We start from the raw sequence: 21,952 nt of genomic DNA, 5'->3' as shown, positions 1-21,952 counted from the left end.
AACGAAGGTGGCCGCCCAGATCGGGAGGGAGGCCAACCGGCCCCGCAAGGAATCTGCCCGACACGGCCGGTGAGCGCGGCGGCTGGCGGCGGGCCGCACCGGCCGGTGGATTCGGGGTTGCCGCCGTACCGGCGGGCGGCCGCGGAGCTCAGGCGGCAGATACTGTCCCGGCGCCTGAAGACGGGCCAGCGGCTGCCGCCCCTAAGCGCCGGCATGACCGCCCGGGCCGCTCCGCGCGTACTGGGCGCCGAGGGGCTCGTCGACGTGGTGTACGCATGGCCCCCAAGGACGGCTATGTCCGGTGACGCATGGTCCTGCACCCCATGACCGCTGGACACTTCGCGGAGGGCTACCCCAGAATGCAGGCCGTGGAGGACCCCCCTCCAGGGTCAAAAGTGCGCGTGGTCAGCGCCTGGTCTGCAGCTTCCCTCATATGGGGGGCGGCCGGGTCGCCGCCCACGAGGTCTTCGAGTTCCGGCAGGTCGGCGAGCGAACCAGCGCCGGCTGGCCACTGGCTCCAGATCGCCGGCCCCGGGCGGTGCCGTTACTTCAACGAGTACCTCGACGCCCTGACGCAGGACACGATCGTCGTACGGGTGCTGTACCACGGGTGAAGGGACAGGCGACGGGCTTCGTCGGCAGTATGACGCCGGGAGGCTCATCGGCCCCGACTCCGCCCCCGCAACGACCGCTGACGCACCACGCGTCAGAGCACGCAGCTCGACAGTCGTGGAAGGCATGGCTCATGACCTGGACGCTGCCGGAGCCGATGCTCGCCCCCCCGTGTCCGACCCGGACCTGCCCCCGGGCTGGGCGGCGGAGCCGAAGGCCCAGGCCGCGGAGATCGCCCGCCTCCGCCGCCAACTGCGAGACAACCGACACGAGCGACAACGACTCCAAGACGAAGTCGATGCCGGCGCCACGGTCATCGCGGCCCTGCTCGCGGAGAACACTGCCCTCCGCGAGCAGATCGCCCAACGCTCAGCCGTCGTCAAACCGCTCGACCGAGCACACGCCACACGCGAGTGAAAGTGGCTCGGAACCAGCCTGGGGCCGGCGGCTGACATGGTGAGGTGTCGTGATCAATCTTCGTGGCGCCGACGCGCGAGATGGACGGTGATGTCGGCAGCCATCTCGACTCTGTCCGGCAGTACCTGCATGATCTGGCTGAATACCTGCTCTCGCTCCGCGGTCGGCAAGACGAGATAAGCCGAGATGGTGGAGAGATGACCCACGTAGTCGCGAGCGCTCATCGTCACGCGCCGTTCGATCACGGACTGCTGAACACCGGTGAACCACCACTCAGACTGTTGCAGCTCAGTACCCGGCCACTGCATCTCATGATCCGGAGGCGTCCCGTCAGGCGACGGAATCTCATCACTCTCCAAGAATGGTGCTCGCGCCGCGCGGACTGCTTCCTCCACAGCCGGGTCAGCCAGTTGAAATGGCCCGCCGCATGAGGCGAATACGCCGCCCGGTTCCAGCAGCGCGGCCACGCGCGACCACCGGCCCTCCGGGTTCGTCCAATGCAGCGCTGCTGCCGCATAGACCAATCCATACCGTTCGCCCGGTCGCAAGTCCTCGAACGCGGCTTGCACCGTTCTGACGCTCGTCTGCACGTGCTTGCGCAGTTCGGCGAGCATAGCCCCGTCAGGATCAGTCGCGGTGACCATGACCCCTCGTTGAGCGAACAGGCGGGTTGCCTTGCCTGTCCCAGCGCCGATCTCGAGGGCGGTCCGAACCGGGTGGCCCGCATAGGCCATCACCATGTCGAACAGCTCCACGGGATACCCCGGCCGGAACCGTTCGTATGCTTCCGCCACCACTCCGAAACTCAGCGCGCGACCAGACATGCCCAGCATCCTGACACGAGCGGCCCCTGCGGTGCTTGATCCATTCTGGCGGGCACAGACGCGTGCTGATGTCTCATGAGACACATCAAAGTCTGGAGAAGGACGGCTGGCGTGCACTTCTGTCCTGGGACGCGCACCGCCTCATCCTGCACTCCCGCGGGGGCACCGACCTCTAATGCTGCGGCACGGGCGCGCCGCGCCTCGCCGAGCAGTAGCCGGCGCACTTCGTGGCCTTCGACCTGCTCCGGCTCTCCGGCACCGACACAATGGGGTTGACCTACCGACGCCGCAGCGCCGCCCTGGAAGCCCTCTTCACCGACCGCCAGCTCACCGCGCCCTGGGTACTGTGCCCCTCCACCACCGATCCGGCCACCGTGCGCGAATGGCTGACCAACTGGACGGCCGTCGGGCTCGAAGGCGTCGTCTACAAGCGGCTGGAGGGACGGTGCGAGCCGTCCGTCCGAGGCTGGAGAAAGCACAAAGCCCGGGAGACCCAGGACGCCATCGTCGGCGCGTTCACCGGCTCGCCGGCGGCGCCCCGCACCCTGCTGCTGGGCCGCTACGACACCGACGGACGCCTGCGCTACGTCGGACGCAGCACCACGCTCCCGCAGACCGCAGGCCGGGCGGTCGCCGCTCTGCTCACCCCGGCCGGCGACGACCACCCCTGGGCGGCCTGGACGTTCTCCGCCGGATGGGGCTCGCGAGAGAGCTTGCACGTCCGCTGCTGCGATCACCGCTGCGAGGGCTGGTGCCGGGCTCCGCCCTCACAATGATGATCATCTATGTCAGGTCTTCAGCGGCTGCCTGCCGGCTGTGTCCGGCATCGGGTTCCAGTCAGTGATGGCGAACAGCCACAGGCCGTTCCGCTTGAAGACGGTGAAGTTCTGCCGCTGGCCGGTGCGGCGGAAGCGGATGGTGCCGCCGCGGACGTCGTAGGGGTCTTCCGCGGTCATGTCGACCGTTACCGGGCCTGCCGCTCCCTTCCGGTAGGCGCGGATGAGCCGGCGGGCGCCGGCTGCCTCGTCGCGGCGGGCGAACCAGTGGTTGTGCCAGGACAGGTCCTCCAGACCCTCCGTGTCGCCGTCACGTACCCGCTCGATGAACAGACGCATGTAGAGCTTGAGGGTGTCGGGGGCGGTCTTGTCACCGGTGAAGGTCACCGCGGGCAGCCCCGTCCGGGCTGCCCGGCGGTAGTCCCACTGGGTGCGCGGCGCGCCCCACGCCGCCGTTCCCGCTGCCAGCAGGACGACCAGGTTGAGGGCGGACCACAGCACGTAGCTGCGCTTCATTTTCACGTCAGTACCAATGCGGGGTGATGTGGGCGACGTAGACCGTGACGCCCCTGCGGCGCTTGATGATCGCGGAGAGGGTGGTGTTCCTGTACTTGCTGGAGTGCTGGTAGACCTTGACGGAGCCCGTCGTGGAGCCGGCGCTGTAGATCACGCCCGCGTGGTCGAGGTTGGAGTCCCCGTCTCCCGCGTATTCCAGCAGCATGATGTCACCGGGCACGATGTTGCTGATGCTCTTGACCCAGGTGACGCTGTCCTCGTTGCCCATGAAGTTGGCGAAGTTGTTCGCGGCCGACCAGGAGTAGGTCATGTCGGACTTGGACTTGCGCCACCATTCGTAGGGACTGCGCTTGATGTCGACGACCGACCCGTACTCCATGTGCGCGCCGCCGCCCCGATTGAGGGCCTTGGACGCGAAATTGGTGCAGTCGGTTCTCAGTTCGTCCTTGTCGTTGTAGTGCTTCGACGCCCAGGTGGCCACGCCGCTTCGGGTGAAGGACGCGTAGCTCGCGGTGGAGGCGCCGCTCGCCGCCGGGAGGGAGTCACCGTCGGTGTAGAAGGCGTCCAAGGCGGGTGCGGTGGTGTCGGTGTCGCCGTTGTCGAGAGAGACCTGCGCCGCCGCCCTGTCGGAGGAGGGCAGGCTGGTCAGGAAGTCGTCCGCGGCAAGTGGCTGGGAGATCACGGGAACCGTGCCGCTGGTGTCGAAGGTGTAGACCTCGTAAGCGTTCTCCTCGTTCTGGGCGCTGCCGTCGGTCATCGTGGCGGCGCCGGTGTGGTGCGTGTAGACGAAGTCGGAGGTGTCGCCCGAGGGGCCCGCGATGGTGCCGGCCAGGGTGACGGTGATGGCGGTGTAGCCGAGGCCGTCGCCCGCGTAACGAGCCTTCTCGGCGAGCAGGTCGTCCTCCTCGGCGTGCAACTGGGTGCTGAATGACACTCCGTCGGCCTTGGCCGCTACGGCCGCGTCGGCGTTCGCGTAGGTTCCGGTCAGCAGCCCGCTGCGCGCGTCGAGGTACTGCTGGACGATGGATTGGTACGCGGTGGTGCTCAAGGCGTGTGTCGCAGCGGGCACGTTCAGAGCGGACGTTGCCGCCGCGCTGGTGCCGTTGCCGGTGGTCGCGGTGACGGAGACGGTGTACCCGGTGCCGTTGGCCAGACCGGTGAGCACGGCCGTGGTGCCGACGGTCGCGGCGTCGACCGTGGTCTGGGCGGCTTGGGTGGTGGTACCGGCGGCGTAGGCGGTGACCTGGTAGGAGGTGATGTCACCGGAGTAGCCGGTGTTCTCGGGCGCGTTCCAGTGCACCAGCAAGCCGGCGGCGGTCGGCGTCGCAGTTACGGCGGTGGGGGCGTCCGGGGCGCCGGGGGCGATGTAGGTGACGGTGAGCTTGGTGCCGGAGGCCGGGTAGGTGGTCCCCGTGTTGGTGTCGGAGTCCTCATCGGCGGCTTGAAGGGCGAGCCCCTGGTCGGGGTTCGATCCGTCGAACCAGAGGCGTACGGCGGAGGTGACGTCGAGCGCGGCCGGGTCGGCGGCGCCCATGTCGAGCGGGTCGCCGCCAGCGGCCGTGACGAGGTCGGTGCCGCTGCCTGTGCTCGACCAGTCGGCGTTCAGCGGGCGGACCTCGACGTCGTGCGCTTCACAACTGCCCAGGCACCCGGCCGTGCCCATACTGAGGGTCGCCGAGGTGATCTGCGCCCCGGCGGGCAGAGCGGACAGGTCGGGGCGGACGTAGCTGCGCCAGTGCGTGGTGCCGGAGGCTCCTACCTTCAGGGTGGCGGCTGCCGATCCGGTGCACGCGGCGCCGGAGCAGTCGGTGGCGCCGACGTCCACGGTCGCCTGCGTGAGTGCGGTGCCGCTGATGACCTTGGTCGTCGTGGTCGGTGCCGTCGTCGCCTGGGGCAGATGGACGGTGAAGTTCTGCAAGGCGGTGTAGCTGGAGCAGCGGCTGTTGGAACAGGCCCGCATCTTCCAGGTGTAACCGGCTCCGTCGCTCAGCAGGCCGACGGAGAACTCGTCGTCCAGCCCCCCCGATGTGGACCTGTTCGCCGGTGTCCGCGGCTTTGGACAGGGCTGAGGCCGCGTCACCGGTCGTGCGGTCCGTCTGTTCACCGCTCTGCGACAGGGCGGGAACGGCCATGGCCGTTCCTCCGCCTCCGCCTGCGAGCATCATGTCGAGCGTGAGAGCGGCGGCCACGATTACCGCGGTCCGTCTCAGGCGCCTGGCGAAGTGCAAAGTGCTTCCCTTGATCAAGGACGAGAGTCGGTGAATATTCACAAGGGATTCATGTCGCCTTCAAGATGTTGAGGGGTCTACTTACCTCATCCTTACCGCATTGTCTGTGGTCAGAGCCTCGCGAGGGTTTTGGCGCCTTGCTCGGCGTGCGCGTCCGCATGGGCGGTCAGGAGGGCGGAGGCCCTAACGAGTTGGTGCGTGATAACGGGCATGCTCATGTGGTGAGGGGCACGGTCGATCGGGCGGTGTTGGCGCATCCGTTGTTCACTGTCCCCGATGAGCTCTACGCCCTGGCCCCGGTCCTCTTCACCGCTGCCAGAGATGAGCGTGCCAAGGCCGCGCGAGCCGCTGGCGATCGGGGGCTGGCCGAGCAGATCCGCGCCGGCTGCGCAGGCGGGTTCGGCCTGCTCATTCCCGGAGTGGCAGGTGATCAGTGTGGCGTCGATGTCCAGGACCAAGCCGGGCACTTCCCGTCCGCCGGCTTTCGCCGCCGGTATGCCCCAGCGAGTCTCGGATGCCTGAAGCCGGGCCAGTTCCCGGGCCCGGGCTGAGCGCAGACGGTCCAGTACACGTTCGTCGACGGCGGCCAGCAGCCGCCGGGCAGCCGGTGTAGAGGCAACGGGCCCGAACACTTCGCTCTGGTCCCGCAACACGGCCAGATCCGCAATCGCCTCGCCGCCGTCGGCTTCCACCTGGACCGACAGAATCCCTCGACAAGGTTCATCGTCCCAGCTCGGAGGCACTTCCAGGTTCACGCCCATGATCTGGACGGACTCCAGGTGAAGCCCGAGGCCACGGCTTCACGGGCTCCAGCCGCAGCCGCTGGGCCGGCCAGGGTGCCGGTTCGGCCGGGCCGAACCAGATCCGGACATCCTCCCCGGTGCGAACGGGCAGGCGGGGAAAGTCGTTCTCGGCGTGCTCGGTGCGGTGCAGTGCATGCCCCGGGCCCAGGTGCCGGGCGGCGTACGTGTCGAAGTCGGCCGCGTCGGTGGGATGGCAGACGGTCGCGAGCACCTCACTCGTCCCCGGCTCCGGCGTGAAGCCCGGGCCGCGCAGCAGCAGGACGTCGTCGCTGTCGATCATGGTGGCGTTCGCGGTGTCGCGGTGCTCCCGCCAGACCGGGCCAGTGTAGAACGCCTCCAGCGCGCGCCGGCGGTGCGCCATGTCGGGGAATGCGCGCAGCCAGACGAAGCGGTCCGGGTCGTCCAGATCGCGGAACCGGCCGCCGAGGGTGATACCGACCGCCTGCTGACCGGTCACGAACTCGCGCTCGAACAGCTCGATCAGCGTCTCTCTGGCGCCGGGATGCAGGGTGTACTGCCGGAGTTCGACGATGCTCATGCGGTGGCCTGCCCGGTGCGCGTGAGGTCCATGGTCCAGTTGTCGTCCATGCGCGACAGGTTAGGGCCGGTCTCCTGACATCTACTGTCAGTGGATACTGAGCCGCATGCGTGCGAGCCGGCTGGTCACCCTGCTTCTGCTGCTCCAGAACCGGGGCCGGATGACGGCCCGGCAGCTAGCCGACGAACTGGAGGTCTCCGTCCGGACGGTCTACCGGGACGTCGAGGCGCTCGGTGCCGCCGGTATCCCGCTGTATGGCGCTGGCGGCTACCGGCTGGTCGACGGCTACCGGACCCGGCTCACTGGACTGACCGTGGACGAGGCGCGGGCCGCGTTCCTCGTCGCACTCCCCGGCGCCGCCGTCGAACTCGGCCTCGGCGAGGCGCTCGTTACCGCCCGGCTCAAGCTGCGGGCCGCCCTTCCTTCGGAGCTGCGCGAGCACACCGAGCGGATCCAGGAACGCTTCCTGCTCGACGCCCCCGGCTGGTACGGCGACGTCGGCCAAGTGCCTCACCTGGCTGTGGTCGCCGCCGCGGTGTGGGCGCGGCGGGCGGTGGTTTTGCGGTACCGGCGCTGGCGGGCGCCGGAGGAGATCGAGCGACGGGTGGAACCGTACGGGCTCGTCCTCAAGGCCGGCCGCTGGTACCTGGTCGCCGGTGGGCCGTCGGGGATCCGCACCTACCGAGTCGACCAGGTCCTCGAAATCCGGTCGCTGGAAGAAGAGTTCGTCGTCCCGGACGGGTTCGACTTGGCCGGATACTGGAACGTCTATCTGGCCGACTTCCGAGCGCGACTACACACCGCGGACGCCTTGGTGCGGCTCACCCCGGAGGGCGCCCGCCGATTCGGCGTGACACCCACGGGTGACGGATGGACGGAGGCCCGCGTACCCATCAAGTCGATCGACCACGCCCACCGAGCCTTCCTGCGGCTGGGCGCCGATGTCGAGGTCCTGGCACCGGCCGAACTACGCAGCCGCATCGCCGAGACGGCACGAACCCTAGCCGCCCGCTACGAAGCGTGACCCCGGGCAGAGGGTTCTCCTGCCGGGCACCGGTCACCCGCACACGCGTGTCGGACCCGATATGCCTCTTCACCTGAGAAGTGCAGCGTTCCTGACCGCGCCAGGACTCTTGACAGGTTCCATCGCGCCAGGTCAGCGGCACTCTCATTTCGTCGATCGTTCGTGTCCCTCGCGGCCCCCCACGGCCCACGCCGACAACTTCCCCGCTCTAGCAGCGACCAACTGGGACTTCTCTGCCGATCGCATCTCCGGCCCCGTCAACTAGCGAGCGACGCCACGTGTCATGGGCCGAACGCGCGGCGCCGGTGCAGTTCGGGCCTGAGTTCATCCGTGGTGATGAACCAGTTCTGGTGCAGGTCCCCGACACCGCGGACGCGGATGTGCCACTCGCGGCCACCCACCGGATCTTGTTCGAACGACTCGGCGGACACTGGGCCACCGCCGTACCCTCCGAACGCCTGCCCCAGCACAGCGAAGCACACCTGAACTGGTCACTCATCACCCTCATGACCAGGCGACTCACCCGCAAACCCACCCGGTGGACGAAGAAGACCCCGGCAGCCGACGGTGTGACCTGACCAGCCAGACACCGCCCCGGCAAGGGACTCCCACAGCTCCTTCAGTCCCACCAGAACGTCCAGTGGGCGTTATCCACGAGAGCTTCCTCCGCGTAGAGGCGGATGCTCTCGTACCCCTGCCAGATGTTGTTAGGGCAGAACGCAAAGTGCTCCGCAGCGACCGCGAGAGCTTCTCCAGCGTCTGCGGCGGAGCTGCGACCGACAGGTCCAGCCGCGCGTACGACAGAGCAACAACTCGGAAGGCCGGGACACCGAGCCGTCGGCCTGCGTGACCGACGCGCAGAGCGTCAAGACGTCCACCAGCGTGCACGCCGCAAGTCAGGGCATCGACGCCGACAAGAAAATCGTCGGCCGGAAGCGGAGCATCATCACCGACACCCTCGGCCTCCTGTTGGCCGTCCTGGTCACCGCGGCCAGCGTCCAGGACTCCGCCGCTCCTGCTGCAGCGTGGCAGCGTCATGTCACGGGACGGCAGGCTCTTCACCGGCGGCATTCCCCCGCCCGGGGTGGTGAGATCTCCCCGGGAGGGAAAGCGATCAACCACCACAATCCGACGCTCTGGGCAGACAGGAGACCGCACGTGAGCGCCATACCCGAGGGCCGCGACTGGACCCGTATGCAGCGCGCCGACTTCGACGACTGCGCCCCGCTCGACCTGGTTGACGCGGCCGTGTGCCGGCCGGTGCCCGCCGTGCCCGACGAGTGCGGGACCCAAGCACTGTTCGGAAAGGACCCCGAGCACCCGCCACCCCGCCGCCCCCGCACGCCGGCCCCGCCACCCACCGAGGACTCCGGGAACACGGAAACCTTGTTCTAAAACCGGCACGTCACGCCCGTAGGGTGCGGGCATGACCGACCCCGTCCCGCTCACCGGCCGCCAGGCCAACCGGCTCATCACCGTGCTCCGGCACGGCCGGGCCCTTCACGTTGCGGCCACGGAACTCGGCATCGATCTGCGCGCGGTGTGGGCCAGGGCCCAGACCGACACCCGCCTGGCGATCGCTCTGGCCGGCCGGGATCCCGACGTCCTCGGGGAACGCGGCCGCACCCTGCGCGCCGACTACCTCCGCCTCCTGGCCCTCGGCCTCTCCCCCGGCCTGGCGGAGCTGATCCTCGGTATCAGCGGTGTGGCGGCATGACGGGGAGACGATCCGACGTTCGCCGCCGCATGCGACGCGGTCAGCGCCACCTCACCCCCAGGCGCGGCCAGCAGGGTCATGCGGCAGAGAGCGAAGGTCAGGCACCACTGCAGCATGGCGCGACTCCCGAGCGGCGGGTGCCTGAACGGAAGGTGGGTGGAAGGCTTGGGGCATGGCTTCGCGATCGTGGCGGGTGTTCCGGAGTTCTTGGGAGCCGGGTCACGCACCCGCGTTGATGGTGATCCCCCTGGGGTTGATCGTCACGGTCTGCGTGGTCGACGTGCTGGCTCCGCCGCACATTCACCTCAGGCCCCTGCTGGTGGCTGCACGCTCACCGACGGATGACAGAGCTGCAGGCCGGTGAGAACACCTGATCCGTAGCTCCAGAGCGATCGGTCAGCATGGGCAAGCTCCGCCACATAGTGGAGCAGACTTTCGCCCTGCTCCAGCACTTCAAACGCCTTGCCGTCTGATGAAAACGCCGCACCGAACCGCACGACGCCTTCGTCTCCCGAGCCTGCAGCCTCATCTGCTGGCACGGCTGCAGAAGCCCGAGAACGACTGACGGGTGTCAGGGCAGGCCAGGACACCAGCAGGCTGCTTCAGAACGTTGGTACTCTCCGCATCTACGAGGAGGAGGGGAGATGGTCGTGGGAACAGAGCCGTCGAGTCCTCCGAGCCGCTGGTTCAGGGGAACTGGCTTCGGGATCCTGTTCGGTGGACTGACCGCACTGGTGTCCACTGCTGCGATTGGGAGCGCGTGGGCTGCTTGTGACATCGGCAACGGCGTAACCAATGGCATGGCTTTGCTGCTTCTTGCGCCTCTTACATGGTTCGCCGCTGCGGTTCCGTGGGTCATCCTGCACAGCACCCTCGGAAGACGTCATCGCAGGGCAGCCCATACTGCAGGGCTCACCTTCACACTGTGGCTCACCTGGTTCCTTGTCACATGGCTCGGCATGCCGGACTCCTACCCCGCCCCGTTGTGCCCGGGCAACGTCCCACCTTGGTGGCCGAGCTTCATCCCGGCATGACTCCGGCGAAGACTGTGAAACCTGCACCCCCGCAACTGCCCTCACTGCGACAAACCAGTCACCATCGTCGCTCTGCCGGCCACCCCCAAGGCTGCCCGTCCCACCATTCCCGCAACAAGCCCGGACGTGATTCCCATGCGCAGAGGCTGAGGCTCAACACAGCCGAGGAAACCAGAGCGACATGACCACCAGCCGTTCACTATCGTCGCCCTGAGATAGGACGTGGGCATGGCACTGGTGATCACCACCAACCAGCCGCACCCAAGCAACTGGTTCGGAGCACAGGCCAACCCTGTCCTGCCCTCCGACGTTGCCGACAGCATCCTCTCCTCCCTCTGACTCGCCCACCTCGAAGGACTCACCGAGCATGAGATCGGTGAGTCCTTCTGCTTCCCCCCGCATTCCCCAGTTGGTTCACCCCGTGAACCAACTGGGGCGAAGAGCAGCACTGGGGAAATCTCGCGATCGTCATCAGCGGGGAGCCCTGCTGCTCCCTCGGCCGGTCCGGCGTATGCGGGCTGTCGGTTGAAGCGGCCAGAGCGTGGGCTGGTTGGTGGGTCACCGCCTGCTTGGGCCGATGCTCCATACCGTGGCCGATTGGCGGGCGAGGCACGCAACTTGGCGCGTGGCCGGGGCAGGTCAGTTGCAGCGGCAGCAGGGCGAGGTGGCGGCCGGGTCGTCGCCCCGTTCGTGCAGCAGGACCGCTCCATGCCCGCTCCAGGCCGAGAGCGCGTCCGGCTCGCACCCCTCCCAGGGCCACCGCCTGCACGCGCCACGGCCCGGTCTGTGCTGTCCGCAATCCCCCGAGAGAGTGGCCCGACCTGATCGAACGAGTTTGAGCGGCTCCACCTCAGAGCCCGCACGGCCTGAACTTGGCATGAGAACTTGTGTTCGCCGAATGCCCTCCATTGGGCCGTGACGGGACCGAATTCGCCGCGTTCCTAGAGCATCAGTGCCACATCGACGCCCAGACGGAGGACGCCATGCACCCCGCCCCCGCCCCCTTGCAGCAGCCTCCCAGAATCGAACGGCAGCCCCGCTTGCCCACGCACAGCGTTGACGGCGCGCCCACCTCAGCACGCCCGGATACGGGGTGGGCAGCATGAGTGAGTCCACCAATGCATCAGCCGACACCGTTCCGGGACCGCGCACCACCACCGCACCGTCCCCCGCCGTCTCCGTCACCGCGCCCGCGCCCGCGCCCGAGACGCAGATGCGGTACGTCGACCTGACTGGCAGCCGCGAGGCGGCCGGCCGCTCGATCCGGATGCGCGACATGGCCCGCCGCCTACCGCAGTTGGTGCGCCGTTCGCTGGCCCTGGCCTGGCGCGTCGACCGGCGGGCGGCCGTCGGCCTCCTGCTGTGCCAGATGGTTGCCGGCGTGATGCAGGCCTTGGGTCTGGTCGCCATCGCCGGCACCCTGACCGCCCTGCTACGCGACGGCGACGTCTACCACCGTCTCCTTCAGGCATGGCCCTCCGTCGCCCTGCTCGCCGGGGCCGCGGGCGCGCGGGCACTCCTGGGCATCACCGTCAACTGGCTCTCCTTGCGACTGGCCCCGCTGATGTCCCGCGAGGCCGAGCAGATGCTGCTCACCGGTTGTGTCGAGGTCGAGTTGTGCGCGTACGACGACCCAGGCTTCAACCGCGACCGTGAGGCCGCCGACCGCGGTGCCCAGGTCACCGGCGATCTGATCAGCGAAGGCCAGGATCTGATCGCCTCGGCCGCCGCCTTCCTCGCTGGGGCGATCGTCCTGGCCGGCGTGCACTGGGTCCTCCTCCCCCTTCTCGTTGCCGCCAGCCTCCCGCAGGCCCTCGCCCAGGTCAGCGCCGCCCGCGTCCGCTACCTGGCCAACCTCCGCAGTAACGGCGACGACCGGATCCTGTCCGTGCTGCGCTGGCACATCTACACCAAGGACGCCGCCGACCAGATTCGCGCCGGCACCATGGCCGACTTCCTCTCCGGCCGCTATCGGGACACCGTCGCCCGGATCAACCGCGAGGACCGGGCCGCAGCCGACGAGGGCGCACGGATGTCCCTGGTCGGCGCGATGTGCGGAGGGCTGGGGTCGGCGGTGGTGTGGGCGGCGGTCGTGTGGCTGCTGGCGACCGGCCGGATCACCGTAGGGCATGCCGGCACGGCGGTCTTCGCCCTGCAGACCGTCGGCATGGCGGTGCGCGGCTTGGTGGCTGTCGGCGCCCGGGCCGTGCGGACCGGGCTGTACATGGACGACTGGACCGGCTTTCTCGACAAGGCTGGCGGCTTCCGCATGCGCCGCGGCCCCCACCAGCCCGCGCCGCCGCAGACGATCGAAGTCAGGGGGGCCACCCACCGCTACGCCGGCAAGGATCGCGACGCCCTGTCCGGCGTCTCCCTCACCCTGCGCCGCGGCGAGGTCACCGCGCTGGTCGGCTTCAACGGCTCGGGCAAGTCGACGCTGTCGAAGCTGGTCAGCGGCCTCTACCTGCCCACCTCCGGGCAGGTGCTGTGGGACGGCGTCCCCACCGGTGACTGCGACCCGCAGGCCCTGTGGCGGCAGGTCGCTCTCGTGCCGCAGGACTACGCGCACTGGCCGCTGACTGTGCGCGAGAACGTCACCCAGGGCCAGCCCACCGCGCGGGGCGACGCGGCGGTCCGTGAGGCGTGCGAGGCGGCTGACGCCGACGAGGTCGTCGCCAGGCTTGGAGCCGGACTGGACACTCTCCTGGCCCGCGAGTGGCTCAACGGGGAGGAACTCAGCGGCGGCCAGTGGCAGCGCATCGCCCTGGCCCGGGCTTTCTTCCGCCCGGCCGGTCTGCTGGTCCTCGACGAGCCGACGGCCAACCTCGACCCCCGCGCCGAATTTCGCATCTTCCAGCGGCTGCGGACCCTCGCCCGGGACCGGGCGGTACTGCTGGTGACCCACCGCATCACCAACGTGGCCATCGCCGACCGCATCGTGGTCCTCGACGAAGGCAAGATCGTCCAGGAGGGCACTTACGCCCAGCTCACCCAACAACCTGGTCTCTTCCAGCGGTTGTTGTCCTACCAGATCACGTCCGAGCCGGACGATGACCAGCACGAGTCCCCCGCGTGAGCCGCCCCGGCGCCGTGGTCGCCCGCACCAACGGGGACCTTCTCGCCCCTCTACCGCCGTCCCGAGGTGATGACGTGCCGCTCGCCCGCTCCCACATCCGCAGAACCTCCGAGGCGTACCTGACCCGGCATCCGCATGAGCGGGACTCCCTCGCCGGGCCGACGTCCCTCCTGGACGGCGCCGACGACCCGGCCGACCGTGCGACGCTCCCCGGCCACGTCACGTGCAGCGCGGCCGTCATCGATCGTGAACGGCGCGTACTGCACATCGGCCACCGGGGCACAGGGCTGCTCCTCGCCCCAGGCGGCCACATCGAAGGGGACCGCACGCTTCTGGCCGCGGCGCTACGGGAAGTGTGCGAGGAGACCGGCCTGCGTCCGGGCGACCTGTGCCTCACCCCGCAGTTCCCAGCTCTGTCCGCGGCCGACGCTCTCGCGACGAGCGTGGAGTTCACGCAACCAGGCCACGCCGCGGTCGACGTCACCCGCATGTCCTGGCGCCAAGCCGACCGGCCGTACCTGACCCGTGCCGCCGCGTTGCTGAGACTGAGAGGTGCTCCCCGGCGGCAGGCCCGAGCGAACTGCCAGCCGCCCGGACTCCGCCAGCCGGTAGACGACCAAGGAGCTCAAATGCCCGTGCGCAAGCGAGCGTTCGCCACAGCGTTCCTGGCAGCCATCGCGTTCACCGCCCTCGCACCTCAGGTACTCGCCGCCCTCCCTGCTACCAGTAAGGCTTCGTTCCACCACTGCAGAAGGGAGGGGGCCTTGTTCACGAGTTGCGGTTCTGGCTCAGCTTCTGTGACGCGGCCACGCTGGGTAATCGGTTGGGGTGACAGTCCCGGCTGGTTAGGCTCCCGGCCATGAGTGGACCGGTGTTGGTGATCGAGTTGGCGGAGGCCGTCCCCCGCGTGGAGATCCAGCGGCTCCGCGAGTTCCTGCTTGGCGCCTCGGCACGGTTTGAGGAGAAGCGGGTCGGCGAGTACGACCTGAACATTCACGCGGTGAGCCTCGGGATCACGGATGCCGGCGACGTAGACGGACGTCGGCCCATCCTGGTCTCTCTCATGGGGCCTGGGATCGGTGACGAGGCCATCTTCGAGGCCGAGCACGCCGACGAAGTCGACCAGGAATCCCTCATCGGCTTCACCCCCACTCACGCGGTCGACGTCATCGCGTTCTGTAACCGTCCTGTCGACCACCTCGTCACCGCCCTGCTGACCGCCGCCGTCATGGATGTCATCGGTGGTGTCGCCAACGCCGAACTGCGAGAAGATCAGGTTTCAATCGTGGCTGGCCTTCCCGGCATCGTCGCAACGACGACCGATCCGTGGCCCGCCGCGTACGGCTCGGCGGAATTCCTCCGCGCATGGGCCCAACAGCCCGGTTTCCGGCTCCTGAAGTAGCTGGAACTCAGCCAGCAGGCTCACGCGAGTAGTACCAGCTTGCGTAGCAACTTGAAGCCAGCTCGGCCGAACGTCTGGCGCTTGAGCATCTTGACCCGGTTGAGGTGCCCTTCGACGACACCAGAGTTCCAGGCCAGGGTCAGTCCGGAGATCACGGCGTCGAGGTCGCGGGTGACGCCAGCGGCGAGGGTGTGGAGGCTGGGCAGGACGCGACGAAGGAAGTCCTGTTCAGACTGCGGCTGATGCACCCCGAGATCACCATTGTCTGGGCCGACTCCGGCTATGCCGGATAGCTCGTGACCTGTACGAAGCAGCACCTGAACCTGACGCTCAAGACCATCAGCCGCCCGAAGGACGCCGTCGGGTTCGTCATCCTGCCCCGCCGCCGGGTTGTCGAGAGGTCGCTCGCCTGGATCATGCACGCCCGCCGTCACGCCCGGGACTACGAACGACTCATCCAGCACTCGGAATCCTTGATCACCTGGGCCGCGATCACGCTGATGACCAGGCGCATCACCCGCCGGTCCCCCCGCAGGACACAGCCCGCCTCCCGCGAGGCCAACCGGGACTGATGGTTCTTAAGTTCGCGGTCGGCATCTCCGGCCGGACCGGCCCGAAGAATGAGCACCGCTTCTACGAAGGCGCCGGGTCAGCACGATAGGCGAAATACCGATCGAAAATCTCCTGGCTATCGGGAGTGAAGGTCCACTGCTGCAGAGGGGTCCTGAGCGTCAACGCGTTCCACAAGTTCATCCACGACTCACACGATCGCAGACCCCACTGACACCTGCCTGGACCCCGGGGACTGTCGCGCAGTCAGCGGCCCCCGACCCACCTCCCCACGCTCCAGCCCGGCCAGTTCAGGAAAAAGCACTGATGCCCCGTGAGTCCGGGTGCTCGGGACCAGGGTGGCTCACCGGCCCGCCTCCTGAAGCGCCGGCGAAGCGGGGTTCCAGCCCAGCTCGGGGGCGATCAGGTGCCGGACGTCGTGCAGGATCTGTGCGTACTCCTCCCGGTGGAACTCGTACGGCAGCTCCAGACGCAGCTCCGACACCTGCGCGACGACGGGATCGGCCGCCAGCTGTTCCAGGATCTGCTCCGCGGTGCCGATCACGTCCGGAGCGAACAGGATCCGCTTCCCGCCCAGCGCGGCGATGGTCTGCGGTTTCAGGGTGCGCTCGTGCCGGCTGGCGGCGTAGTCCCGGTAGCGGGCCCGGGTGGCCGCGTCGGCGCTGTCGAAAGGCACGATCACCCGCCCGAGCGCCACCCGCGCCGCTGTCCGGTCGGCGCCCAGGCTGCGCCGGTACTCGGAGAGCAGGTTCAGCTGGGCGGTGGTGAAGTCGTCGGTGTCCTCGCCGGAGACGATGTTGCCGGACAGCAGGTTGAGACCGTTCTCGGCGGCCCAGCGGGCCGAGCGCAGACTGCCTCCGCCGTACCAGATCCGTTCCACGAGACCGGGGTTGTGCGGCTGCAGCCGCGGCCGCTGGACGTTGCCGGGCGAGTGGATCACGGTGTCCGGGCCGCCGAGGTAGTCGCCGCGCAGGTGGTCGACGAGGCGGGCGATCCTGCCGTACGACAGGTCGAAGCGAGGTCGTTTTCATCTGTGTTGCCTGCATATAGGGCGGTTCTTGAGGTGTGGGATCGCGGTGCGGAAGAGGTAGTCAGGTGTGGTCGGGGCCTGTGTGCTGGGCGGGGTGACTGGCGGGGCGGGATGTGGCTTGTTCCTGTCTCATCCCAGGACGCCCGGTCTTCCTGGCTGTGTGCTTCTGTCGCCACAGCTGTGCGCCTGGGCGCACTCGGGTCCATGGCGATACGCCGGAGGCATGCCGACGCGACGCCCGTATCCGAGTGGTCTGTCCGATGCCCGCTGGGAGTTGATCGAGCCGGTACTCTCGGCCTGGCGCTTCGAGCGCCGAGGCAGGGCCCTGGACTTCGGCCGGCCGCCAGAGCGCGATCTGCGCGACATCACGGACGCGATCTTGTATGTGGACCGCACCTGCGTCCAGTGGCGCTACCTCCCCCACGACTTCCCACACTGGTGCGGGGTCGCGGGGAGGAGCCCAGGTGCCCAGGAGTTTAAAGTCGTTACGGAACACAGGGGCGAACTTTCGCCAGACGGCGTCGTCGTCGAGAAGCTGCGGTGTGCTGCCGCCGACGTTCCGGAGCCAGCCACGCAGTTCGTCGTCGGACATCAGGTGAGGGAGGCCGTCGGCGAGCCCGAACCACAAGCCCTACCCCGCGCACCGGGACACAGGGGCCGGCCGCCCACCCTCACTCCCGCGAGTCCGCGAGCCCGCCAACGCCTGCGCAGACGAGGCCGGCTTGCGCCGGGTCAGCCCCACCCCCACCAGCACCACCGCCATGCCCGCGAGCACGCGTGCGCCGATGTGCTCGTCCAGGACCACCGCGCCCAGCGTGACCGACACGACCGGAAGCAGGTAGCCCACGGTTGCCGCCGCGGTAGGGCCCTCGTCCGCGATCAGCCGGTAGTTGAGGTAGAACGTCACCCCCGTGCCGAGAACACCCAGCGCGGCGACCGCCAGCAGCGCGGTGGCATCCGGCCTCAGGGGGCCGGCCACCGGAAGAGCCAGCGCACTCCAGGCCGTGGCGGTGAGCATCTGCGCCGCCGACATGGCCATGGGCGACTTCCCAGCCGTCAGATACCGGGCCATGTAGGCGAAGGCCACCGCATAACTGGCCGCCGCCGCCAGCAGATACAGGGCAGGCCAACTCAGCAGACCCGCGTGACGCCAGGGCGCGAAGATCACGACCGTACCGGCGAAACCCGACACGAGACCCACCAGACGTACGAAATGCACCGCTCGATCGGTACCCAGCGCGATCCCGATGAGGAGGGACCACAACGGCGTCGTGGCGTTCAGGACACCCGCGATGCCCGAGTCGAGGTGCCGCTCCCCCAGGGCGAACAGAGCGAAGGGCAGCGCGTTGCAGAACAGCGCGGCCACCACCAGGCGCCGCCACAGGGCCCCGGACCGGGGCAGGCGCTGGCCTGCCCGGCGGGCCAGGAACAGCAGGACGGCCGTGCCCAGGACACATCGGGCGATGGTGATCTGAGCGGGAGTCAGGCCATGAGTCAGGGCCAGCTTGATCCAGAGGAAGCCGGAACCCCAGAAAAGGGAGAGCGCGGCCATACGGAGCGTGGAGGCGAGGGGCATGCAGCTACGGTCACCCACCCAATCAATGAGGACAAGTGAAATGTTTTTGATGGTTCGTTAAGCTGGGCTGCATGCTTGATGTGAGACGGATGCAGGTACTGCGGGCGGTCGTACGCAACGGCTCCGTGACGGGGGCGGCCACGGTGCTGGGATACACGCCGTCCGCCGTCAGCCAGCAGATCGCCACCCTGGAGAAGGAAGCCGGCACCGTCCTGCTCGAGCGGGTCGGCCGGGGCGTACGGCCCACGCCGGCCGCCGTCCTGCTCACCGAGCACGCGGACGCCCTCGCACGACAGGTCGCCGAGGCCGAGGCGGCGCTCGCCGACCTGCTCGCCGGACGGACCGGGCAGCTGGCGGTGCGGTACTTCGCCACCGCGGGCGCACACCTGGTGGCACCGGCCGTGGCACGCCTCCGCACCGCCCACCCCGGCATCCGCATCGACCTCAAACTCACCGCCGACCCCGAGGACGCACTGACCGACGTACGCCAAGGACACGCCGACCTGGCCCTGCTGGTGACAAAAGCCGGGCGGCCGGACGGCGATCTCCGGCTGCTGCACCTGCTCGACGACCCCTACCTCGCCGTCCTGCCACGTGGGCACCGCCTCGCTGGACGGCCCAGCGTGCGATTGAAGGACCTGGCCGACGAACCGTTCGTAGGAAGCGAATGGCCCGGCCCCTGCCTCGACGCCCAGCTCGACGCATGCGCGGCAGCCGGCTTCCGCCCCCACTTCGCCGTCCACAGCGAGGACTACGTCACCGCCCAGGGGTTCGTCGCCGCAGGCCTCGGCGTCAGCCTCATCCCCCGCCTCGGACTCGGCAGCCCACACCCCGACGTCGTCGTACGACCGGTAGACGACCCCGCACCCACACGCACCATCGAAGCAGCCACGCGCGAGACAGCACCCCCACAGCCCGCCCTCGACGCCTTCATCGACGCACTCAAGAAAGCCGCACCCACCGCGCCGGCCGGCATGCGCCCCACCGACCGTGCGAAAGGCGGAGGCCGACAAGGGTGAAGGAAACGGCCCGGCCCGGCGGTGGTTGCGGCCACCGACGAGCAGACCGGCGCCGATCAGACGACCACGGTGATGTTCGCGGCCGTGGGCCCCCTGACCCCCACGATGAGGTGGTAGTCGACCCTGACGTTCTCCCCGAAAACTCCCAGACCGCCGGTGTTGACGGCCGAGCGGTGGGCGTAGACGTCGGGCCCTCCGTCATCCGGGCTGATGAGACCGAAACCCTTCTCCGCGTCGAACCACTTCACCGTTCCCGTCGCCATGACCGTGCCCTTCGCCAGAGGATGCGATCACAGCCTCTCCCAACCCGACGAGCGGCGCACCGCACTCGCAGCCAGACGGCTGGCCTTCACCCGCGGCACACCCCACACGGCAACCGGCGCGAACCATCACCCACATGCACCACACCCTCGGCAGGCCTGCGGCGCCGCCGCGAGATCCCCGCCGGCCACCCGGCCAACCGGGTCGAAGCCACCGGATGACGTGGGGTGCGGTGGGGCTGCTGGCGGGGCGGCCCGGATGGGATGTGTGCAACGCGGCGAGGGGGACCGAGCGCACCACCCGGGAAGCGGGCGCCAGTAGTTCAGCGGCTGAGCCAGGATCAGGGGTCCGCCAAGAAAACGACGTCCAGCGCAGAACGGAGCCGCCCACCGGGGCTGGGCCTCGTGCTGCCGGCCAGCCAGGGACTCAGGACCGCACGCCGACCAGGACCGCCGCCACGGCGAACGCCTCGTGCCCGCCGTAGACGACGACTCGACTGCTTCAGACGAGCAGCACAGTGCGGTGTCCCGAGGCGGGCGCGCACTGCATGATCGTCACATGTCGAATCCTGCTTCCTTCCGTGACCCGTCCAACTGGGGCGACGGCTACGAGCTGGCCATCGAGGTCGGCTCAACTAAAGACGCCCAGCTGCAGACCCTCCTGAGTGCTCTGTGGCGGGCGGCAGGTGTGCGGGGCTGCTTCGGGCGGCGCGAGGGGGAACCCGACGAACAGGACGAGGTGCCGTGCACGGTGGCCTCGCTGACTGAACACACCCACCTCCTCGGCCAGGTACGCCTGCCGACAGGACAGTTGACGGTCTGCGGTTGCACGGCCGTACGCGGTGGCGACGACAGCAGCGACTGGCTGGACTTCTACATCCCCACAGGAGCACTGGACAAGGCCGGCATCGCGTACGGGGACGGCCGGCCGTTCTTCAGGTCTGCGGTCATCGACGACTGGCTCGCCGGCATCGCGATGGAGACCTTCCACCAGGTGCCGTTCAGCCTGGGGCTTGTCGGCTGGATGGTCTCCGGAGGCGCCGACGCCTCCGCCCTGGCGGGCGAGATGCCCACGAAGCGCGACATGGGATACCTGCTTCCGCGCGGCGGCGTCCTGCACTACGGCGCCGCCAACACCTGACCCCGACCACTCCCCTCCACCGGGAAACCGCGGCAGCAAACAAGGCTTGGCGACACGAGCGTCGGGAGGGACGTCCTCGCCGAGCCTGCACAAGGTTCCCCGTGCGTGCGCTGCGTATGGGGCATCGCGCTCAGACGACGGAAGGGCGCTGGAGACCGACCGGGTTGACCGCCCCCCTACCTGCTAAAGCCCGGTCACCGTCTCCTTCGAACTCCGGCGACCACACCACCGTCACCGCCTTCGCCGGCTTCTGGGGAGTCGGTCAGCCCGCCACCCTGCAGATCGGCGACATCCGCGTCTTCTCCTCCTGAGCCCCCGCGGCACACACCGGCGCAATGGGGACCGTACGGCCCCTGGGGCGTCCACGGCGCGAGATTTCCGCCGGCCCGCCCCTGTCGGTATCAGGTGCTGGTGTCAGCGGGATGGCCGCTCGTGCATGCATGCGAGTGGAAACTGGGCGTGCCGCGGCATGGATGGCGATACTCGGGCATACATTGGCATGTTTCTTCATAAACACGCATAGGCCTATCAATGCAAGAAAGGAGTACATAAGGGTGAAAGAGAAGCGTAGGGTTGCCGCCTCGCTGGCCGCCGCAGTCGTCATGACGTTCGCCGGAGTCGGAACGGCACACGCTGCGAAGCAGCCTGGGGCAACAAACGGCATGACCACCCGCGCGGGCATCGCATCCCTTGGCGGGTGCGACAACGGCCACGACTGCCCGAAGCCCCCGCCGGTGCCGACGGGATGCTTCGACATCGACTCGGCAGTTCAGGATCCGGACAAGTTCATCTCGGTGGTGTGCGACGGGCGGGTGTACGTCCTGACGGTCAGAGAGGCGCCGCCCACGGCTCCTCAGCCTGTGGGCGACTGGCAGTTCGTGGGCGGCCCGACCAACGTGGTCGACGCCACGCTGTCGACGCGTGCCAACGAGGTCTATGTCAGCGTGCTGACCGCGACCGGCACCGTGTTCCAGGGCGTCTGCACCGCGACAGAACCGCTCACGGTGCCGTGCACCTTCACGCAGATGCCCACGCCTCCGTGACGAGACGTCAGGCGGATCCTGCCTGACTGGCAAAGCCGACACTAGGTGGTTTCGGAGTGACACACGAGTCGCTGCGGCGTTCGAGGACCTGAATTGACAGCCAGTTTTGGATAGCCGGCGCGACTGGGCGCAGTCAGGTGAGCGAGGTCCTCACGGCCTGCCGGTCACAAAGTGTTGGAGCCCCGGTTGGTGATCATCAACCGGGGCTCCTAACGGACGGGCCACTTCCTCACCGTGGGGCGGCCCGGGGTTAGGACGCGCTCGAGGGCGGCGGACGGAGCCAGAGAATCCGCGCGCGGGCTGTCTCGCCCCCATCGCAGACGTCGAGGTCGGTCGTCGACCTCAC

Annotated in this window: 21 protein-coding genes and 4 pseudogenes; 14 read left to right on the top strand and 11 right to left on the bottom strand. The window is 68.6% G+C overall.

From position 1 onward, the window contains the following. Positions 1-783: 783 nt before the first annotated feature. The gene (locus N8I86_RS37985) at positions 784-1,029 is read left to right on the top strand and encodes a hypothetical protein (RefSeq protein WP_263280026.1); all 246 of its coding nucleotides are present in this window, start codon (positions 784-786) and stop codon (positions 1,027-1,029) included. A 53-nt stretch (positions 1,030-1,082) separates the two neighbouring features. On the opposite strand, the gene N8I86_RS37980 is transcribed toward N8I86_RS37985, so the two are convergent. Then, positions 1,083-1,853 carry a class I SAM-dependent methyltransferase gene (locus N8I86_RS37980; RefSeq protein WP_263280025.1) on the bottom strand — a complete coding sequence of 257 codons (771 nt, stop codon included), beginning with the start codon at positions 1,851-1,853 and terminating at the stop codon, positions 1,083-1,085. 227 nt (positions 1,854-2,080) lie between these two features. On the opposite strand from N8I86_RS37980, the gene N8I86_RS37975 reads away from it, so the two are divergent. After that, positions 2,081-2,629, top strand: coding sequence for an ATP-dependent DNA ligase (locus N8I86_RS37975; protein WP_263280024.1), 549 nt, complete (start codon positions 2,081-2,083; stop codon positions 2,627-2,629). A 12-nt stretch (positions 2,630-2,641) separates the two neighbouring features. Here the strand turns inward: N8I86_RS37975 and N8I86_RS37970 are convergent, their stop codons facing one another. The 4 genes from N8I86_RS37970 to N8I86_RS37955 all read right to left on the bottom strand — a co-directional run bounded on the left by N8I86_RS37970 (position 2,642) and on the right by N8I86_RS37955 (position 6,714). Next, complete coding sequence (locus N8I86_RS37970) at positions 2,642-3,145, bottom strand: hypothetical protein (protein WP_263280023.1); 504 nt, start codon at positions 3,143-3,145, stop codon at positions 2,642-2,644. Positions 3,146-3,152: 7 nt separating this feature from the next. Continuing rightward, a complete protein-coding gene (locus N8I86_RS37965; protein ID WP_263280022.1) occupies positions 3,153-5,105 on the bottom strand; it encodes a DNRLRE domain-containing protein in 1,953 nt (650 codons plus the stop codon). 378 nt (positions 5,106-5,483) lie between these two features. Further along, positions 5,484-6,134, bottom strand: coding sequence for a hypothetical protein (locus N8I86_RS37960; protein WP_263280021.1), 651 nt, complete (start codon positions 6,132-6,134; stop codon positions 5,484-5,486). Then, on the bottom strand, positions 6,094-6,714 hold the full coding sequence (locus N8I86_RS37955) for an NIPSNAP family protein (protein ID WP_263280020.1): 621 nt from the start codon (positions 6,712-6,714) through the stop codon (positions 6,094-6,096). Before N8I86_RS37955 ends, N8I86_RS37960 begins: the two co-directional genes overlap by 41 nt. Positions 6,715-6,820: 106 nt before the next feature. Here N8I86_RS37955 and N8I86_RS37950 point away from each other — a divergent pair, with 106 nt between their 5' ends. Next, the gene (locus N8I86_RS37950; RefSeq protein ID WP_263280019.1) at positions 6,821-7,738 is read left to right on the top strand and encodes a helix-turn-helix transcriptional regulator; all 918 of its coding nucleotides are present in this window, start codon (positions 6,821-6,823) and stop codon (positions 7,736-7,738) included. A 350-nt stretch (positions 7,739-8,088) separates the two neighbouring features. After that, the gene (locus tag N8I86_RS39545) at positions 8,089-8,316 is read left to right on the top strand and encodes a hypothetical protein (RefSeq protein WP_404830862.1); all 228 of its coding nucleotides are present in this window, start codon (positions 8,089-8,091) and stop codon (positions 8,314-8,316) included. A 41-nt stretch (positions 8,317-8,357) separates the two neighbouring features. On the opposite strand, the gene N8I86_RS39150 is transcribed toward N8I86_RS39545, so the two are convergent. Further along, complete coding sequence (locus tag N8I86_RS39150) at positions 8,358-8,441, bottom strand: hypothetical protein (RefSeq protein ID WP_317633657.1); 84 nt, start codon at positions 8,439-8,441, stop codon at positions 8,358-8,360. Between the two features lie 113 nt (positions 8,442-8,554). Here N8I86_RS39150 and N8I86_RS37935 point away from each other — a divergent pair. Both N8I86_RS37935 and N8I86_RS37930 read left to right on the top strand, forming a co-directional pair. Beyond that, positions 8,555-8,752, top strand: a pseudogene (locus N8I86_RS37935) (transposase); the annotation flags it as partial. A 412-nt stretch (positions 8,753-9,164) separates the two neighbouring features. Beyond that, positions 9,165-9,455 (top strand): hypothetical protein, encoded by a 291-nt coding sequence (locus N8I86_RS37930; RefSeq protein ID WP_263280018.1) that lies wholly within the window; start codon positions 9,165-9,167, stop codon positions 9,453-9,455. A 305-nt stretch (positions 9,456-9,760) separates the two neighbouring features. On the opposite strand, the gene N8I86_RS37920 is transcribed toward N8I86_RS37930, so the two are convergent. Beyond that, entirely contained in the window at positions 9,761-9,994 is a 234-nt protein-coding gene (locus N8I86_RS37920; protein ID WP_263280235.1) for a hypothetical protein, read from the bottom strand. A gap of 1,708 nt (positions 9,995-11,702) precedes the next feature. On the opposite strand from N8I86_RS37920, the gene N8I86_RS37915 reads away from it, so the two are divergent. The 3 genes from N8I86_RS37915 to N8I86_RS37905 are packed head-to-tail and all read left to right on the top strand — an operon-like array spanning position 11,703 to position 14,967. Continuing rightward, complete coding sequence (locus tag N8I86_RS37915) at positions 11,703-13,565, top strand: ABC transporter ATP-binding protein (protein ID WP_263280223.1); 1,863 nt, start codon at positions 11,703-11,705, stop codon at positions 13,563-13,565. Continuing rightward, positions 13,562-14,428 (top strand): NUDIX domain-containing protein, encoded by an 867-nt coding sequence (locus tag N8I86_RS37910; protein WP_317633639.1) that lies wholly within the window; start codon positions 13,562-13,564, stop codon positions 14,426-14,428. The genes N8I86_RS37915 and N8I86_RS37910 overlap by 4 nt, the downstream gene beginning before the upstream one ends. Next, a complete protein-coding gene (locus tag N8I86_RS37905) occupies positions 14,425-14,967 on the top strand; it encodes a DUF6368 family protein (RefSeq protein WP_263280016.1) in 543 nt (180 codons plus the stop codon). Before N8I86_RS37910 ends, N8I86_RS37905 begins: the two co-directional genes overlap by 4 nt. Positions 14,968-14,987: 20 nt before the next feature. On the opposite strand, the pseudogene N8I86_RS37900 reads toward N8I86_RS37905, so the two are convergent. After that, positions 14,988-15,173: pseudogene (locus N8I86_RS37900) on the bottom strand (ISL3 family transposase); the annotation flags it as partial. Positions 15,174-15,182: 9 nt separating this feature from the next. Here N8I86_RS37900 and N8I86_RS37895 point away from each other — a divergent pair. Then, positions 15,183-15,497, top strand: a pseudogene (locus N8I86_RS37895) (transposase); the annotation flags it as partial. A 383-nt stretch (positions 15,498-15,880) separates the two neighbouring features. On the opposite strand, the gene N8I86_RS37890 reads toward N8I86_RS37895, so the two are convergent. Beyond that, complete coding sequence (locus N8I86_RS37890; protein ID WP_263280015.1) at positions 15,881-16,477, bottom strand: LLM class flavin-dependent oxidoreductase; 597 nt, start codon at positions 16,475-16,477, stop codon at positions 15,881-15,883. A gap of 313 nt (positions 16,478-16,790) precedes the next feature. On the opposite strand from N8I86_RS37890, the pseudogene N8I86_RS37885 reads away from it, so the two are divergent. Continuing rightward, positions 16,791-17,000: pseudogene (locus N8I86_RS37885) on the top strand (transposase); the annotation flags it as partial. A 198-nt stretch (positions 17,001-17,198) separates the two neighbouring features. On the opposite strand, the gene N8I86_RS37880 reads toward N8I86_RS37885, so the two are convergent. Beyond that, the gene (locus N8I86_RS37880; RefSeq protein WP_263280014.1) at positions 17,199-18,143 is read right to left on the bottom strand and encodes a DMT family transporter; all 945 of its coding nucleotides are present in this window, start codon (positions 18,141-18,143) and stop codon (positions 17,199-17,201) included. A 71-nt stretch (positions 18,144-18,214) separates the two neighbouring features. On the opposite strand from N8I86_RS37880, the gene N8I86_RS37875 reads away from it, so the two are divergent. Next, positions 18,215-19,162: a LysR family transcriptional regulator gene (locus N8I86_RS37875; protein ID WP_263280013.1), complete on the top strand. Its 948-nt coding sequence runs from the start codon at positions 18,215-18,217 to the stop codon at positions 19,160-19,162. Between the two features lie 56 nt (positions 19,163-19,218). Here N8I86_RS37875 and N8I86_RS37870 read toward each other — a convergent pair whose 3' ends face one another. Beyond that, positions 19,219-19,425: a cold-shock protein gene (locus N8I86_RS37870; RefSeq protein ID WP_073898738.1), complete on the bottom strand. Its 207-nt coding sequence runs from the start codon at positions 19,423-19,425 to the stop codon at positions 19,219-19,221. A gap of 556 nt (positions 19,426-19,981) precedes the next feature. On the opposite strand from N8I86_RS37870, the gene N8I86_RS37865 reads away from it, so the two are divergent. Continuing rightward, entirely contained in the window at positions 19,982-20,563 is a 582-nt protein-coding gene (locus N8I86_RS37865) for a hypothetical protein (protein WP_263280012.1), read from the top strand. A 554-nt stretch (positions 20,564-21,117) separates the two neighbouring features. Next, complete coding sequence (locus N8I86_RS37860) at positions 21,118-21,606, top strand: hypothetical protein (RefSeq protein WP_263280011.1); 489 nt, start codon at positions 21,118-21,120, stop codon at positions 21,604-21,606. The last annotated feature ends 346 nt before the right edge of the window (positions 21,607-21,952 follow it).

Origin of the sequence: Streptomyces albidicamelliae (assembly GCF_025642175.1) — a bacterium.
Lineage (GTDB): Bacteria > Actinomycetota > Actinomycetes > Streptomycetales > Streptomycetaceae > Streptomyces > Streptomyces albidocamelliae.
Note: the sequence above shows the minus strand (reverse complement) of the source record. Positions and strands in the feature narration are given on the sequence as shown.